The organism is Pseudoalteromonas sp. meg-B1, assembly GCF_003173795.1.
Classification (GTDB): domain Bacteria; phylum Pseudomonadota; class Gammaproteobacteria; order Enterobacterales; family Alteromonadaceae; genus Pseudoalteromonas; species Pseudoalteromonas undina.
This window is the reverse complement of sequence record NZ_QGQU01000001.1, coordinates 332,494-349,440: the sequence shown is the minus strand read 5'-3', so window position 1 is coordinate 349,440 and position 16,947 is coordinate 332,494. Positions and strand designations below refer to the sequence as shown.

General features: G+C 40.9%; 12 protein-coding genes. 1 reads left to right on the top strand and 11 read right to left on the bottom strand.

Annotated elements, in window-relative coordinates:
* Window positions 1-46 precede the first annotated feature (46 nt).
* The 11 genes from DK924_RS01600 to DK924_RS01550 all read right to left on the bottom strand — a co-directional run bounded on the left by DK924_RS01600 (window position 47) and on the right by DK924_RS01550 (window position 13,021).
* Complete coding sequence (locus tag DK924_RS01600) at window positions 47-1,015, bottom strand: PstS family phosphate ABC transporter substrate-binding protein (RefSeq protein WP_010387635.1); 969 nt, start codon at window positions 1,013-1,015, stop codon at window positions 47-49.
* 79 nt (window positions 1,016-1,094) lie between these two features.
* Window positions 1,095-2,441 (bottom strand): phosphate regulon sensor histidine kinase PhoR, encoded by a 1,347-nt coding sequence (phoR, locus tag DK924_RS01595; protein ID WP_109874183.1) that lies wholly within the window; start codon window positions 2,439-2,441, stop codon window positions 1,095-1,097.
* A gap of 77 nt (window positions 2,442-2,518) precedes the next feature.
* Window positions 2,519-3,208 (bottom strand): phosphate regulon transcriptional regulator PhoB, encoded by a 690-nt coding sequence (phoB, locus tag DK924_RS01590; protein ID WP_008111196.1) that lies wholly within the window; start codon window positions 3,206-3,208, stop codon window positions 2,519-2,521.
* A 628-nt stretch (window positions 3,209-3,836) separates the two neighbouring features.
* Window positions 3,837-4,901 (bottom strand): class II fructose-bisphosphate aldolase, encoded by a 1,065-nt coding sequence (fba, locus tag DK924_RS01585; RefSeq protein ID WP_008111197.1) that lies wholly within the window; start codon window positions 4,899-4,901, stop codon window positions 3,837-3,839.
* 210 nt (window positions 4,902-5,111) lie between these two features.
* Window positions 5,112-6,287 (bottom strand): phosphoglycerate kinase, encoded by a 1,176-nt coding sequence (locus DK924_RS01580; RefSeq protein WP_054201849.1) that lies wholly within the window; start codon window positions 6,285-6,287, stop codon window positions 5,112-5,114.
* 49 nt (window positions 6,288-6,336) lie between these two features.
* On the bottom strand, window positions 6,337-7,350 hold the full coding sequence (gene epd, locus DK924_RS01575) for an erythrose-4-phosphate dehydrogenase (RefSeq protein ID WP_109874182.1): 1,014 nt from the start codon (window positions 7,348-7,350) through the stop codon (window positions 6,337-6,339).
* Window positions 7,351-7,533: 183 nt separating this feature from the next.
* Window positions 7,534-8,274 carry an SIMPL domain-containing protein gene (locus tag DK924_RS01570; RefSeq protein WP_109874181.1) on the bottom strand — a complete coding sequence of 247 codons (741 nt, stop codon included), beginning with the start codon at window positions 8,272-8,274 and terminating at the stop codon, window positions 7,534-7,536.
* A 140-nt stretch (window positions 8,275-8,414) separates the two neighbouring features.
* A complete protein-coding gene (locus DK924_RS01565) occupies window positions 8,415-9,038 on the bottom strand; it encodes a 3'-5' exonuclease (protein ID WP_109874180.1) in 624 nt (207 codons plus the stop codon).
* A 5-nt stretch (window positions 9,039-9,043) separates the two neighbouring features.
* Entirely contained in the window at window positions 9,044-10,882 is a 1,839-nt protein-coding gene (locus DK924_RS01560; protein ID WP_109874179.1) for a DUF294 nucleotidyltransferase-like domain-containing protein, read from the bottom strand.
* A gap of 140 nt (window positions 10,883-11,022) precedes the next feature.
* A complete protein-coding gene (locus DK924_RS01555; protein ID WP_109874178.1) occupies window positions 11,023-12,747 on the bottom strand; it encodes a sodium:solute symporter family protein in 1,725 nt (574 codons plus the stop codon).
* A gap of 10 nt (window positions 12,748-12,757) precedes the next feature.
* Window positions 12,758-13,021 carry a DUF4212 domain-containing protein gene (locus DK924_RS01550; RefSeq protein ID WP_008464847.1) on the bottom strand — a complete coding sequence of 88 codons (264 nt, stop codon included), beginning with the start codon at window positions 13,019-13,021 and terminating at the stop codon, window positions 12,758-12,760.
* A gap of 449 nt (window positions 13,022-13,470) precedes the next feature.
* Here DK924_RS01550 and DK924_RS01545 point away from each other — a divergent pair, with 449 nt between their 5' ends.
* A complete protein-coding gene (locus DK924_RS01545; protein WP_109874177.1) occupies window positions 13,471-16,911 on the top strand; it encodes a PAS-domain containing protein in 3,441 nt (1,146 codons plus the stop codon).
* Window positions 16,912-16,947 lie beyond the last annotated feature (36 nt).

Here is a 16,947-nt window from a genome sequence, read left to right as displayed (position 1 = left end):
CCGCTCATTGAGCGGTTTTTTATTATTTACTTTGGTTGCTAGCTGCTTATTTCAGACCTAACTTTTTAAGCTCTAATTCAACTAACTTTGCAGAAAGTGGCACATAACCATCTTTTTCTACAATTTTTTGACCGTCTTGAGAAAGTACCATCTTTAAAAACTCAGCTTCAACTGGGCCAAGTGGCTTATTTGGGTGTTTATTTACATAAACATATAAGAAACGTGACAGTGGGTATTTACCTTGTGCTACATTTTCAAGCGTGGCATCAACAAAGTTAGTGCCTTTTTTAGATAACGGAACAGTACGCACACCCGATGTTTTATAACCAATGCCAGAGTAACCAATCGCATTTAATGACGCTGAAATTGACTGTACAACAGAAGCCGAGCCCGGTTGCTCGTTCACGTTATTACGGAAATCACCTTTACATAACGCTTTCTTTTTAAAGTAACCGTAAGTACCTGATACTGAGTTACGTCCGTATAATTGCACGTCTTTTGCAGCCCAATCACCTTCTAGACCAACATCACTCCAGCGATTTACTTGCTCTGATGCACCACATTTACGAGTTGATGAGAAAATAGCATCGATTTGGTCAATGCGTAGTCCTTCGATTGGGTTATCTTTGTGTACAAATACTGCCAACGCATCAATTGCTACTCGCACTTGTGTTGGTTTGTAGCCATGACGCTTTTCAAATGCTTCAATTTCTTTTGACTTCATTGCACGGCTCATTGGACCTAAGTTAGCCGTACCTTCTGTTAGTGCTGGTGGCGCAGTAGACGAACCTGCCGCTTGAATTTGAATATTTACATTTGGATAAATGCGCTTATATTCTTCAGCCCAAAAGGTCATCATGTTGGCTAATGTGTCAGACCCTACCGATGAAAAGTTACCTGATACACCGCTAATTTTTTGATACTCAGGAATACCGTCTTCTAATGCAACCGCTTGTGCAGATACAAATGTTGTAACAGCCACACCCATTGCGGCAACTAAGTTTTTAAATTTCATTTTGGGGTTCTCCAGTTTGTTCGTCCCATTTCCTAACTGCGGTTCACTCTAAAGTGAGTACATGACAATGGTGTGACTCTTAAATGACACTTTTATGACTACTTGTGTTGCTTGCTACTAATGGCGAAATAACGATAAGTCTATCGCTTGAAAACGCGAAAGAAAAACAAGAACCTTTACCCAGCTCGCTGTGAATTTTTAATTGACTACCATGGCGAGTAAGCACATGCTTGGTAATAGCTAAACCTAAGCCTGAGCCACCTGTGGTGCGGCTTCTGGCTTTATCTACTCGATAAAAACGCTCAGTTAACCGGTTAATATGCTCAGGTGCAATACCATCACCATTATCGGTAACACTAAAACATGCTTGTTCATTATTGCGCTGCCAAAGTACCTCAATTTTACCGCCTGGTTTAGTATAATGAATGGCATTAAATACTAAATTTGAAAAGGCACTTCTAAGTTCATCCTCAGCTCCGGTAATATCAAGCGATGCATCAATCTTAAAAATAAGTTGATGGCCTTTGTCTTGATTAATTGATTGCGCTTCTGTTTCAATTAAGTTTAATAATCGTGGCACATTCACCGCTTTGTCATTACTGTGTCGCTTTCCCCCTTCGATGCGCGATAACGACAACAGCTGATTCACTAAGCTATCCATACGCTTACATTGCTCTAGCATAGTAGTTTGTGCTTTATTCCACATTGCAGGCGGGGGAAGTGAATCACTATCGAGCATTTCAAGGTAGCCGGTAACAACAGTTAAAGGGGTTCTAAGCTCATGAGAGACGTTTGCTACAAAGTCTTTACGCATCTGCTCAAGTTGCTTTAAGCGAGTAACATCGCGTACCACTACCAACAACTGTGTATTGGCATAAGGCATCACCCTAAACTCAAGAACTTGCTCAACACTGTGGCCACTTTCAAGCTCCAGAGCATCGCTAAACTCTTTACGACGCATATATTTAGCAAATTTAGGATCGCGAATTAAGTTATCTAAACGCTGACCATGATCAACCGGCCACTGTAACCCTAGCACTTTGAGTGCAAGCTGATTACACCACACAATTGATAAGTCGTTTTGTAGCACAACAACGGCATCGGGCACGGCCTCAGCGCCGTCGCGAAAACGCCGTATTAGTTCTGCCAACTCATTACGCTTCTTACGATTACGGTGCTGCAGCTGGTAAATACCCTCAAATACTTGCTCCCACGACCCTTCCCCTTCAGGCGGGTTAAAGCTGCGTTGATTATGCAGCCAGTCACTTAAGCGATAAAGCTGATGGTAATGCCACAAAAGTAGCGAAAAAGCGCCCAAAAACAACATCAAAAATGGGGCACCAATAAGCACCCCAATTAAAAGCAAAGGTATAAAATAGACAAACAGCCGTTTGGTTAACGCCTGCTTGTTAATAACTCGATACATACACGCTCTTTACCTTATAAACGCTAGCAGATGGTTTGACTATGCTAGGTTAATAGATTGTGACTTACGAAGTAAACTTATAATTTACTCGAAAAGCGATAACCAGCACCGCGAACTGTTTGTACTAAGCGGTCATGCCCAAGCGTAGCAATTGCCTTACGCAAGCGACGAATATGAACATCTACAGTTCTGTCTTCAACATAAACGTTAGTACCCCATACATGATCAAGTAATTGCTCTCGGCTATATACACGCTCAGGGTGGGTCATAAAAAAGTGTAACAGTCTAAACTCCGTTGGCCCCATATCTAGCTCACTGCCACCTGATGTCACACGATGCGAAATAGGATCTAAACGTAAACCATGTACTTCAATGGCCTCTTCAAGTGAGGTAGGAGCAACACGACGAATAACCGCTTTAATACGCGCCATTAACTCTTTAGGTGAAAACGGTTTTGTAACGTAATCATCAGCACCGACTTCTAAACCGCGTATTTTATCTTCTTCTTCGCCGCGGGCTGTCAGCATAATGATAGGAATTTGGCGTGTGTGTTCATTTTGTTTGAATTTTTTAGCGATTTGAATTCCACTACCGCCAGGTAGCATCCAATCGAGTAACACCATATCTGGATAAGGTTCAACCATTGCTGATATTGCAGAATCATAATCTTCTGCCTCAATGGCTTGAAACCCATTTTGTTCTAAAACAAAAACCAACATTTCCCTGATAGGTGCTTCGTCATCAACGACTAATACTTTACGTGACATTCCAATTTATCTCTTAGGCTATTGAGTAGGTTTCATTATTATGACTAAGTATGACATTTTTATTAAAGTGTAACGTCTAAATTAAAATGAGTGTAAAAAAAACACAAAATAGTGACAAAAAATAGAATTTGTCATATTTTTATCATCTTGAGCAGTAATAAAAAAGCGGTTTGCAGTAAAAAGAATCAATCATTAAAGTCACTATTTATGGTATCAACATGGGATCATCAAATTACTAACTAGCATCAATTTTCACGCTTAATAATAAAAGTTAGCACCTGCTTAACAGTGTTTAGATCAGGTTTATTATGATCTTAAATGCTGGGATCAGAGTTTTATCAAGCAGATCCCTTTACGGATCACTATTTTACCCACCAACAAAGCTAAACTAATGATTTTTTGTATGTTTTGTGCTCACTCTTTATAATGCGTAACACTCAAAAGTTTAAAATACGTCACTTTAAGCCTTTTACTTAGTAAAGTAATGATCCCAGATATGACAAGTTAGTAATCGAGTGATCCCTAATTAATAACTAGGTAAAATACTGATCCCTCATAGATCAAAAAAGCCAGCGCAAACGCAACTGGCTTTTTGAATGAGTGCAATAATATCGCTATTATTGGTCCATTACTTTATTTTTGGGTTTAACTCACCGCTTAAGTATTTAAGGTGCATTTCATCTAATGAAATTGGCTTAATTTTACTTGCTTGACCCGCCGTACCAAACGCTTCGTAACGAGCGATACAAATATCAGTCATTGCTTGGGTTGCAGCAGCTAAAAACTTACGTGGGTCGAAGTTAGACGGGTTCATCGCTAAATGACGACGAATCGCACCGGTAGACGCTAAACGTAGGTCAGTATCAATGTTTACCTTACGCACACCATATTTAATACCTTCAACGATTTGCTCAACTGGCACGCCGTAAGTTTCTGGAATTTCGCCACCGTATTGGTTGATCACTTCTAACCACTCTTGTGGAACAGAAGACGAACCATGCATTACTAAGTGGGTATTTGGTATACGCGCGTGAATTTCTTTAATACGATCAATTGCTAAAATGTCATCGGTTGGTGGACGAGTAAATTTGTAGGCACCGTGTGATGTACCACAGGCAATAGCCAGCGCATCAACATGGGTTTTATTTACAAAGTCTGCCGCTTCTTCTGGATTTGTTAGCATTTGCTCAGTGGTAAGTTTACCCTCAGCGCCAACACCATCTTCTTCACCCGCTTCACCAGTTTCAAGTGAACCTAATACACCTAGCTCACCCTCTACAGATACGCCACACGCATGCGCCATTTCAACTGTTTTGCGTGTTACATCAACGTTATAATCGTAGCTTGAAGGTGTTTTACCATCGCTCATTAATGAGCCATCCATCATTACTGACGAAAAACCTAGCTGAATTGAACGCTGACATACACCCGGTGATGTACCATGATCCTGATGCATAACCACAGGAATATGTGGCCATTCTTCAACTGCCGCTAAAATCATATGACGAATAAAAGGTGCACCGGCATACGCACGTGCGCCCGCAGAACCTTGTACAATAACTGGGCTGTTTGTTTTATCAGCCGCTTCCATTATTGCACGCATTTGCTCTTGGTTATTTACATTGAACGCGGGTACACCGTAACCATGCTCTGCGGCATGATCAAGAAGTTGTCGCATACTGATTAAAGCCATTGGGTATTCTCCAATTTATCGGTAGTTATTTTACTACCTAGTTTGAACGGATTTGTTAGTTTGGCGCAATCACTGCGCCATGAATTAAAAGGTATATGACCTAAAATTCATATTATTAACGACTAAATAAAAGTGAGAGGTATTTACTCGTTAATTGTAGCAGATGTGGGATTAGCACATCTGCTTTACGGCTAGCTAATACCCTAGGTATTATTTAGCGCGTGATTCTAGCATTGCAACTGCAGGTAGTTTTTTGCCTTCTAAAAACTCTAAGAACGCACCACCACCTGTAGAGATATACGATACTTTATCACTAATGCCATACTTATCAATTGCCGCTAGGGTGTCACCACCACCAGCAATAGAAAATGCGCTTGAATCAGCAATCGCTTTTGCAATAGCGCGAGTGCCATTACCAAATTGATCAAACTCAAACACACCCACTGGGCCATTCCATACAACAGTGCCCGCATTAGCAATAATTTTTGCAAGTTGATTAGCGGTATCAGGGCCAATATCAAAAATCATATCGTCGCTGGTGACTTCACTTACATCTTTAAGTGTGGCTACAGCTGACTCTGAAAACTCATTACCCACAACAACATCTGTCGGTACCGGTATTTCGCCATCGTTGGCTTTCGCTGCAGCGCATAAACGATTTGCTTCATCCATTAAATCAGCCTCATAAAGTGACTTACCTACGGGATGACCAGCAGCTGCAATAAAGGTATTGGCAATACCACCGCCGGTAACAAGCTGATCAACAATTTTAGATAACGAATCAAGTACTGTTAATTTAGTGGATACTTTAGAGCCACCCACAATCGCCACTAACGGACGGGCTGGGTTATCAAGTGCTTTACCTAGGGCGTCTAGTTCAGCCGATAATAATGGGCCGGCACACGCTACATCAGCAAACAGACCCACACCATGGGTTGACGCTTGTGCGCGATGCGCAGTACCAAAGGCATCCATTACGTAAACATCACATAATGCAGCGAGTTGCTTTGATAAGGCTTCGTCGTCTTTTTTCTCGCCTTTGTTAAAACGTACGTTTTCAAAAACAACCACTTCATTATCTGCAACATCAACGCCGTTTAAGTAATCTTTTTCTAGGCGAACAGTTTGCTCAAGTGCATCATTTAAGTAATCAACAACGGGTGCTAATGAAAATTCGTCTTCGTATTGCCCTTCCGTAGGACGGCCTAGGTGTGACATAACCATCACTTTTGCACCTTTTTCTAGCGCAAGTTTGATAGTAGGTAGTGCAGCACGAATACGTGCGTCTGACGTCACTTTACCTGCTTTAACGGGTACATTTAAATCTTCACGAATTAATACACGCTTGCCGTTTAAATCTAAATCTGCCATTTTTATGACCGACATGAACATCTCCTTAGTTAACGATACTAAACCAATAAATACGTTTTAAATATTACTTAAATGCCATCATAGCACGAGCGGTATCAAGCATGCGATTCGCAAACCCCCACTCATTATCACACCAAACTAGTAATTTTATCAGCCGTTTATGACTAACACGTGTCTGTGTGCCATCTATAATACAAGAATGGGGATCGTGGTTAAAATCAACCGATACCAGCGGCTCTTCGGTGTAACTTAAAATACCCTCAAGCCTATCTTTAGCTTGTGCTTTAAGCGCACTATTAACCGCACTTAAATCTACATCGGTATTTACCGTGACACTTAAATCCATGGCGGTCACATTAATAGTCGGTACACGAACGGCAATAGCCTCAAAGCGGCCTTTAAATTTAGGTAAAATACGGTCGATACCACGGGCTAATTTTGTGTCTACCGGAATAATAGATTGGCTGGCGGCACGAGTTCGGCGTAAATCATGGTGATACGCATCAATCACTTGCTGATCGTTCATTGACGCATGAATAGTTGTAATAGCGCCAGACTCAATACCAAAGGCATCATCGAGTACTTTAATAACAGGAACAACGCAGTTGGTGGTACACGAACCATTAGAGACAATAGTATGCTCGTTTTTCAGCTCATCGTCGTTTATGCCATACACAATGGTGGCATCTACATCATTATCAGCAGGATGGGAAAACAACACTTTTTTAGCACCTGCGGCAATATGTGACTGTGCATGCTCACGTGAGTGGTACACGCCAGTACATTCAAGTACCACGTCAACATCTAGCGTTTGCCACGGTAATTCAACTGGATTTTCTTCACAAAATAATGCAATGGTGTCATCAGCAACGCTGATAGTGTCTTCACCTAGTTTAACTGGAAAAGTGAAACGACCATGAGAGGTGTCGTATTTTAATAAATGGGCAATAGCTTCAGGGTCGGCTAATTCGTTAATCGCAACAATTTTAATCTCGTCGCTTAAGCCTGATTCGTATAGTGCGCGGACAATATTTCGACCAATACGACCAAAACCATTAATTGCAAGTTTGATTGCCATGAAATATAAAATCCACTCTAGTTACGTACAGAGAAAGGCAGCGTCGCCTTTTAGATGGCGGTATTGTAATCGACCTTGCCTGTGATTATAAGAGCCAAGCATTAGAAACTTTAAATTAACGTCAGAATCAACACGCAATGCGCTTTTACTTTTAGCTCGGCTAATAGGTATTTGCGGTATTTGCTATTTTAGTTTTAAATCAAACACCACGTTTATAGATGCTTTAACGCTTATTGTTGCACCTAAATTTTGCTGCTGCGTAAATGGGTTCTCGTTATTTCTAGCAGCCATGCTATTTCTGTGGCTAGATAAAATAATGTGCTTAACACCGCTCGCGTCATAATCTGAGCTGCTGGAATTTGCACTAATACTATAAACGTTGCCAAGTTCAGCACCAAAAGACTGAGCGAGCTTATTTCCCTTCGCTTTTGCGTTATCGATTGCTAGTTGTGTCGCCTCTGCCTCTAACTGCTTAGCCTTGGAGGATAAACCATTAATTTTTTTGATATTGTCTATTTTTAAGCGTTGGGCAAAATCAATAAATTCATCGACTTTTTTAATATCTTTCAATGTGACTTTAACTGTTTTCAGTGCTAAATACTTATCGCCTGAAACAGTTCCAGATTCTGTACCAACCCTAGTGTATACCTTGCTTTTTAAACCCGATATATGAACATCACCTTGCCCAAAGGCGTATTTGTCTAATTCTTCGAGTAACAAACTAATCCGGCCATCAAGCTCACGTTTAGCTTCAAGTAATGTATCTTCAATGCTTTTTACTTCAAATATAATTTGAGCCATATCTGGCTCAACTAATACCTCAGCTGTGCCATGTACAGAAATATGACGATTAGTTGGCACGCTTGAATTAGCAAAAGTAATAAGAGGGCATAAGGTAATAAAAATAGCGGTGATAAGTTTCATATTCGTTCCTTGAATTTTTAATAAAATACGCGTTCCCATAATTATACAAACAAGAATAAAAGTAAACTGCATGCAATTAAGCTTAGTGCATATTTTATAGTTGGGTTTCTTATAGTTGGGTTTCGCTGTCCTTAACCAACCTACGTTAGATCGCCTACTTTAAGTTCTTTACCGGCGCCTATTTGATGGCATTGGGCTAATAACAATTCAGCAGTGGCTTGTGCATCGGTAAGCGCATGATGGCAATGATAGCTTGGTAAATCGTAGCGATTACGGCATTCATTTAAGGTTAAATCATCTAATTTTATATCGCTTGCGTGTTGCAGTAAGCGCTTTTTTTCTATTTTTAAGGTATCGATGATCAGCTTAGGCCGCTGGATGATCCCTGCATTTTTTAGTGCTAACTTTAAAAAGCCCCAGTCGAGCATGGCATTATGAAATACTAAAATGCAGTCACTAAAGTGAGCACTTAAAGACATTAAAATACTCTGTAGGCTTTGCCCTTGTGCCACCGAGTCAGTGCTAATGCCGTGAAAAACAGGGCTTTGCTCTAGACTTTTAACCTCTTTATTAACGATATGCTGCGATTGACTGTTTTTGATACATTGATTCTCAATCAGTACCCAAGCAACCGAGACAATTTCATGTTGTTTAGGATCAAGCCCTGTTAATTCCAAATCAATCACTAAATAACGTTGCTTTAAAGCACTTTGCGCAAGCAAATGACGACGCTTTAAGTATCGCGTAATAAGCAGCTTAACCATTATTGTTACAAACTCCCACGCGCAAATTTAAACGCCGCGCCTTGCTGCGCTTGTTTTACTAGGTAAAACGCTTCTTTAAGCTGATGACGTTCTAACGAATTGAGTTTGTCTGGGTTAATGCAATTACTAGGTAACCCTTCTTCATTTATTTGCGTGCGCAGCCGAAGCTGAGTTAAAAATCGCCAACAATCTTTTAAATTATAAATATCTTCTTTGCTTAATAGTGAATACTTTAATAAAGCATCCAACCTCTCTTGGGTGTTAGCACGGCGAATACCTACTTTTAATGCATAAAGTCGCGCTAGATCGTTAATGATCACCACCCCGCGCTTTTTAAGATCGATGTACTTATGGTGTTGCTCTGTTTTTTCGGTTTTAAAGTTATTGAATAAACCAATCGGCGCACTGTTAGCGTTAACATCGCTGGCCATTGCCGCATAAAAAAGATCGTTGCGAGAAATATGGGTCAACTCTTCACAAAACTGGCTATAGAGTGTGGTTGAGCCTTCAATAAAGCGCAGATCAAAAAAGATTTTACAGTTGAGCATTGCCTGGGGTGTGGGACTGGTGATCCACTTTAAAAACTTCGCCCCCCAATCACTAACACTCATTCGACACGCATCACTGCTAGCCATTATGTTACCAGGACAACGACGAATGCCGCACTCAACTAAGTTTTCACAAACAAATTCGCCCATCTGTTTAAAATATGCGTGCTGTTCATCGTTTAGACCATCAGGTAATAACAAGCCATTATCTTGATCTGAATGCAGTGTTTGCTCTTCGCGCGCTTGAGAGCCAAAACAAATAAAACTAAAACTGGTTGGCGCGGCGCCATGGTGTTGTTGAAATAAAAAAATTAGCCGCGAGGTCAACGCATCGGTTAAACCACTGAGTAACTTTCCGATCAGCGAAATATCATCAATATTATTTGAAAACCCTTTTAATAACTCAGGAATTTCTTTCGCGTAACGTTTTAAATCAGCCACATTATGGGCCTTGTAAATACGACCAATTAGCTGCACTGGGTCGCTTTTTTGTTGGCGTAGTAAGTCTGTACTGGTGATCATTCCTAGCGGTTTGTGGTTTTCGTCAAGCACAGGTAAATGATGAATATTATGCTTAAGCATTAAGTGCAGCGCTGAAAATACGCGGTTATTTTCAAATATAAACTTAGGCTTATTGGTCATAATACTATTGATAGCTTGCGCGGGATCCACTTCATCAGCAAGCACTCGGTTACGTAAATCCCGATCTGTAACTACCCCAACAAGATGCGAATTTTCGGTGATCATCATTGATGAAATCCCATGCTCTTGCATTTTTTTAGCACTATGACGGATGCTGGCATCGGGGGGCAGCGTAATCGCTTTGCGAGTCATGATCTCTGATATTTTACGCTCAGACCAGCTGTCGTTATTAGTTTTATAATGTGATGACAGCAATCGATTAGCATGAGCACGAACAAAGTATTGCTCGAATGCTTTATATTCTCGACGTAAGTAATCAAAATCCGTTTGGTCGAGCATATAGACAATGCCCTCTTTTTGTACTTCTAAACTGTTTTGTATTGAATCTCCCGTCAGTAACGAAGGGTAACCAAAGTAATCACCTTGAGTTAAACGCGTTACCGTATCGCCTTGAGCATCCACTAAATCGTATAACCCGGAACGAATTAAAAATAATTTAGGCTGTTCACTGTTAAGCCATTGCGCTTGGTTTTCTCGGGTCAAATAAATACTATCGAGATGGTTAACAAAATAACTGCAGGCGCTGTCCTGTAACATTGAAAATGGTGCTTGCTTGTTAATAAACTGCGCGACTTCCTGTTGCTCACTACTCATAAATCATCCTCAATAAAAAAGCGACTTAACCTGAAATATGGTTATTTAATATAGCGATTAATTAATGTAGTCATTATTTAAACAAATAAAAAGCCCGACTTAAGTCGGGCTTTGATGCGTTATATCATTAGATATATGGATTAGTGAGCATGCGCTTCACTAGACCCTTTAGGATTACGAATACCTTCAACCATTTCTTGAATTTCAACTGGTGTCGGTTGAGTCATTTTCATAACACCTGCAGCTACTGCAAAGTTAATGATCATGCCTACTAAACCAATCCCTTCAGGTGAAATACCTAAGAACCAATTTTCTGGGCTATTAAGCTCTGGACTCACAAACTTGAAGTAGATGATGTATGCAGCAGTAAAGGTGATACCCGTTACCATGCCTGCAATTGCACCATGTTTATTCATTGATTTAGAGAAAATACCCATAATAATTGCAGGGAAGAAGCTCGCCGCCGCTAAGCCGAAGGCAAAGGCAACAACCGAGGCCACAAACCCTGGCGGGTTAATCCCAAAGTAAGCGGATATTACAATAGCAATCATCGCTGCCAACCTCGCTGCAAGTAATTCTTGCTTGTCGGTTATATCCGGTTTGAGTGTCCGTTTAAGTAAATCGTGCGATACTGAGGTTGAAATAACCAATAGTAAGCCCGCTGTAGTCGATAGTGCCGCGGCAATACCACCAGCTGCAACGAGTGCAATAACCCAGGCTGGTAAGTCGGCTATTTCAGGGTTCGCTAGTACCATAATATCGCGGTCAACGTTTACTTCGTTTGCGCTATTAGGGTCAGTGATTTTACCTGATGTGTAGAACATTTTGCCGTCACCATTTTTATCATTAAAGGTGATTAGGCCTGTGCGTTCCCAGTTTTTGATCCAAGCTGGTGCCTCTGCATACGCTGTACCACTTCCGTCTTTACCATTAATTGTATCAATCATGTTTACACGGGCAAACGAAGCTACTGCAGGTGCTGTTGTGTAAACAATAGCAATAAACACCAGTGTCCATGCCGCTGAAATACGTGTGTCTTTAACGCGAGGTACAGTGAAAAAGCGAACAATTACGTGTGGTAAACCAGCAGTACCCACCATAAGAGCACCTGTAATTGCAAATACATCAATCATGCTCTTTGAGCCTTCAGTGTATTGGCCAAATCCAAGCTCGGTACTTAAACCATCTAGCTTATCAAGTACATACATACCTGAGCCATCACTTAGCGTGGCACCAAAGCCTGTTTGTGGAAAAAAGTGACCTGTTGCCATCATAGAGATAAAAATAGCCGGTACTAAATAAGCAAATACCAGTACACAATACTGCGCAACTTGCGTGTAAGTAATACCTTTCATGCCACCAAGTACGGCATAGAAGAAAACAATGATCATACCGATATAAACACCGGTTTCAATTTCAACTTCTAAGAAACGAGAGAACACTACACCAACACCACGCATTTGACCCGCAATGTAAGTAAAACAAATAAAGATGGCACATAAAATAGCCACTAAACGCGCTGTACGTGAGTAGTAACGGTCACCGATAAAATCTGGCACGGTAAACTTGCCGAATTTACGTAAGTAAGGCGCTAAACACATAGCCAGTAGTACATAACCACCGGTCCACCCCATTAAGTAAACACTTCCGTCGTAACCCGCAAACGAGATAATACCCGCCATTGAAATGAACGACGCAGCACTCATCCAATCCGCAGCAGTTGCCATACCATTGGCTAGTGGAGGTACACCGCCACCAGCAACGTAGAATTCATTTGTTGACCCAGCACGAGCCCAAATTGCAATACCGATATAAAGCGCAAAGCTTAAACCGACAATTATAAATGTGAGTATTTGAACATCCATTGACTAGCTCCTATTCGTCTACGCCATATTTTTTATCTAACGTATTCATTTTGAAAACGTACACAAAAATCAAAGCCACAAAGGTATAAATCGCGCCTTGCTGGGCGAACCAGAAGCCAAGTTTAAACCCAAAAAAACGTACTTCATTAAGTACATCAACCAGTAATATGCCAAAGCCAAAAGAGACCACAAACCATACTGCTAATAATTTAAACAGTAATGAAATGTTTTCTGCCCAATAAGCTTTTGCTTGTTCTTCATTTTTAAAAGCCATTTTTATTTTCCCCTTTAAACATCACGATTGTGATGGGTGGTTTTTTATATTCGTTAACCAATTTAGCAATGCAATTCAAATATTGAATTGCGACAATAGTCGTAACAACATATTAACGTTTTCGTAAACTGCGCATGATCAATTAATAAACAACTCATGAACCACTTAAATTTCAGTAGCTTAATAGATTTTTATTGCTCAAGTTTTTAGCCAAATTAAAACAAACCGTGGGAATAAGACATTAGTCTAACTAAATAGACAAAAACAAATTAACCCTTAAATATCATAGCTTTATTTTATTTATAGATAACATAAACAAAATGTATACCCCCTACTTTATTTGCAGCTAGGTATTGTTAATAAGCAAACTCCAACTGGCGCTCGCATCTTGAAATAGTTTGGGTATAGTTATGACAAATTATAAAAACACTCTACGAGGTTAAATAAACATGACAGCTGTACTACTCATTGTTGCCTTTGGCTACATAGGCGTGCTGTTTTGGCTGGCAAATTGGGGTGATAAGACCACCCCACTTGCCAAGCGTATTAGTCATCACCCATTTGTGTATTCATTTGCATTGGGAATTTATTGTACTTCGTGGACTTACTATGGCTCGGTAGGTACCGCTGCTACTAGTAGTTGGAGCTTTTTGCCTATTTTATTAGGACCCGCCTTACTGTTTTTTTTCGGCCAAGGCTTTTTACGTAAACTGGTATTGGTGAGTAAAAAACAAAATATCACCACTATTGCCGACTTTATTTCAGCGCGTTACGGCAAACGCCAAACCACTGCAATTATGGTGACCATTATTGCCTTATTGGCCACTATTCCTTACATTGCATTGCAATTAAAAGCGCTTAGTTCTAGCTTTTTACTTTTGCAAAGTAGCAATCAAATATCTGGGGATATTTTGGCGTTATCAGCCACTTTAATGATGGCACTATTTGCTATATTTTTTGGCACGCGCAAAGTTGATGTAACCGAGTACCGCTCAGGCTTAATGCTTGCTGTGGCGTTTGAGTCGCTAATAAAGCTGTTTGCTCTGGCTGCTGTAGCAGGGCTTGCAATATATAGCTTATTTAATTTACCCGCAGAAAGTTCTGGCCAAGTCGCCGAGTCAATTTGGCTGCATTGGGCGCAGTTTGACTTTTTTAGCTTTAACTTTGTAGGTCAGTCGCTGATGGCGGCGGCCGCTATTATTTGTTTGCCACGGCAATTTCATGTCACCGTGGTTGATAACCAAGATAAGCGCCATTTATTTACTGCTCGCTGGGCTTTTCCATTGTACTTGTTATTGACCGCTGCAATGATTTTACCTATAGCCACCGCTGCTATTCATCCAGAAATTGGTCGTAGTTTATCACCTGACAGCTTTGTACTGGCACTGCCTATGCTGCACGATAACGCTTTTTTAACCACCTTTGTGTTTATAGGTGGGCTTTCTGCTGCCACAGCCATGATTGTTGTTGCAACGCTTACGCTAAGCACCATGATCTCCAACGACGTGGTGCTACCCTTAATGTTGCGTCGTAAATTTAAACGTAATTTAATCACCAGCAGCTATAAATCCCGCATTTTATTGGTGCGCCGCTTTACCATTGCTGGGGTGCTTATTTTAGCCTACTTCTATCAGCAATGGTTTGGTAGTGGCAGTGCGCTGGCCAGTATGGGGTTAGTGGCTTTCTCATTGGTGTCGCAATTATTGCCTGCTATTGTGGGTGGGTTATATTGGCGAAAAGGCCATGCTTACGGCGTTTATGCCGGGCTACTCGCAGGGGTCATTTGTTGGGTACTGTTTTTAATGCTGCCTATTTTAGAAGCCCCTAACCCACTAGACAGTGAGCTACAGCAAACGCTTATAACTAGAGGCACCTTAATCGCGTTGTTTGCTAATATTGGCTGTTACATTAGCTTTTCCTTGGGAGCTGAAGAGCGCTTAATTGATAAAATTCAAGCGGCGGCATTTGTTAATCCCAAAGATCAGGCCATTTTATCTCGTCGCTTAAATAAAAACGTAAAAGCCACGGTATACGACTTTAAAATTTTACTGCAAACCTTTTTAGGCATTCAGCGTAGCCAACAAATTTTATCGCATTACGCACTTCATCATGATTTAAACGACAACAACGCACACCCTCGCGCTGACTTTATTGCCTACTGCGAACGCGCACTGACAGGCGTATTAGGTGCTTCCTCTGCGCAAGCACTTATTCATACAGTATCATCTGGGAAACGCATGGCGTTTGAAGAAGTGGTAAACTTTTTTGATGAAACCACACAGGCACTGCAGTTTAATCAAAACTTATTATTTACTTCACTAGAAAACTTAAGCCACGGACTCTCTGTGGTGGATAAAGATCTCAACCTCGTTGCTTGGAATAAGCGCTACAGCGAAATGTTTAATTACCCTGAAGGTTTTTTACAAGTTGGCCAGCCCATTGAAGAAATAATCCGTTATAACGCAGAGCGCGGTGAATGCGGCCCCGGTGAAATTGATCGCCATGTTGATAAGCGTGTTCAGCATTTAAAAAATGGCAGTTCACATCACTTTATTCGCCATCGTCGTAATGGCCAAGTTTACGAAATGATAGGCAACCCATTGCCTGATGGGGGGTTTGTAACAAGCTTTTCTGATATTACCAATCATATTAGTACGCAAAATGCGCTCGAAGAAATCAATATGGACTTAGAAAACCGTATTGAAGCGCGTACCCAAGAGGTGCAAACCATTAATAGTAACCTGCAAGCACAAATCGATAGTCGCGTACAAACAGAGCAAGCACTTACTTTAGCCAAACGCGAAGCAGAACAGGCGAATGATAGTAAAACCCGCTTTTTAGCACTGGCTAGCCATGATATTTTACAGCCGCTCAATGCGGCACGATTATATCTCGCCGCCATTGATGAAACTCAGTTAGATAGCACCAATAAAAATAACTTTAATAAGCTAGGTGATAGCCTCGATTCCACCGTGCATTTAATGTCGGCTTTATTAGAAATTGCCAAGCTAGAGCAAGGGGCGATGACCCCAAATCCTCGTCACTTTTGCATTGATGATATTTTAGATCCCCTTAAAAGCGAATATGCGATTTTATCGAGCGATAAAGGGCTTTCATTTAAAGTGCGTTCAAATAAACAAATAGTACACAGCGACATTACTTACTTGCGTCGAATACTACAAAACTTGCTGTCTAATGCGATTAAATACACCGAAAATGGCCGTGTATTAATTGCTTGTAGAAACAGAAAACACAGTTTACGGATTGAAGTATGGGATACCGGCCCTGGCATTAGCGATATTGAACAAGCAAAAATATTTAACGACTTTTACCGAATTGAAGCGGGCGATAATAAAGGCGTTGGCTTAGGTTTAGGGGTGGTTAAACGTATGGCTGATTTATTGAGCCTGCCGATTGATGTGGTTTCATTACCTAATAAAGGCAGCCGATTTAGCATTGAAGTGCCTTATGGTGATGCGCAATTAGTACAGCAAAAACAAAGCAGTCAAAATATAGTCGACAACCGCGCCGCGATAAATATTATTGCCGTTGACGACGATCCTGAAAACCTTGCCGCCATGGCCAGCCTACTGAAGCGCTGGCAGGCAAATTACACCCTATTCGATAAAGTAGACGCGGTGTTAACTTATGCAAAAGAACAGAGAGCACCTGATGTTATTTTAATGGACTATCAATTAGGTAATGATTGGGATGGGATTACTTTAATTAAAGCGCTACGCGAGATTTGGCAAAGCGATATTCCGGCTATTTTAATTACCGCTGTGCGTGACACCGAGCTAAAACAAACCACCAAAGCCGAAAATATTCATTACCTGAGTAAGCCAGTAAAACCAGGCAAACTTAAAGCACTGCTGAATCACAGTACTTGACGATTAATAAGAGTTTAAGCCCAGTAAGTACTGGGC

Coding starts and splice junctions, on each gene's coding strand:
- phoR (WP_109874183.1), bottom strand. CDS start 2,441: ATGTATCGAGTTATTAACAAGCAGGCGTTAACCAAACGGCTGTTTGTC.
- DK924_RS01570 (WP_109874181.1), bottom strand. CDS start 8,274: ATGAAACTTATCACCGCTATTTTTATTACCTTATGCCCTCTTATTACT.
- DK924_RS01550 (WP_008464847.1), bottom strand. CDS start 13,021: ATGGCTTTTAAAAATGAAGAACAAGCAAAAGCTTATTGGGCAGAAAAC.
- DK924_RS01555 (WP_109874178.1), bottom strand. CDS start 12,747: ATGGATGTTCAAATACTCACATTTATAATTGTCGGTTTAAGCTTTGCG.
- DK924_RS01545 (WP_109874177.1), top strand. CDS start 13,471: ATGACAGCTGTACTACTCATTGTTGCCTTTGGCTACATAGGCGTGCTG.
- epd (WP_109874182.1), bottom strand. CDS start 7,350: ATGGCAATCAAACTTGCAATTAATGGTTTTGGTCGTATTGGTCGAAAT.
- DK924_RS01580 (WP_054201849.1), bottom strand. CDS start 6,287: ATGTCGGTCATAAAAATGGCAGATTTAGATTTAAACGGCAAGCGTGTA.
- DK924_RS01600 (WP_010387635.1), bottom strand. CDS start 1,015: ATGAAATTTAAAAACTTAGTTGCCGCAATGGGTGTGGCTGTTACAACA.
- fba (WP_008111197.1), bottom strand. CDS start 4,901: ATGGCTTTAATCAGTATGCGACAACTTCTTGATCATGCCGCAGAGCAT.
- DK924_RS01560 (WP_109874179.1), bottom strand. CDS start 10,882: ATGAGTAGTGAGCAACAGGAAGTCGCGCAGTTTATTAACAAGCAAGCA.
- phoB (WP_008111196.1), bottom strand. CDS start 3,208: ATGTCACGTAAAGTATTAGTCGTTGATGACGAAGCACCTATCAGGGAA.
- DK924_RS01565 (WP_109874180.1), bottom strand. CDS start 9,038: ATGGTTAAGCTGCTTATTACGCGATACTTAAAGCGTCGTCATTTGCTT.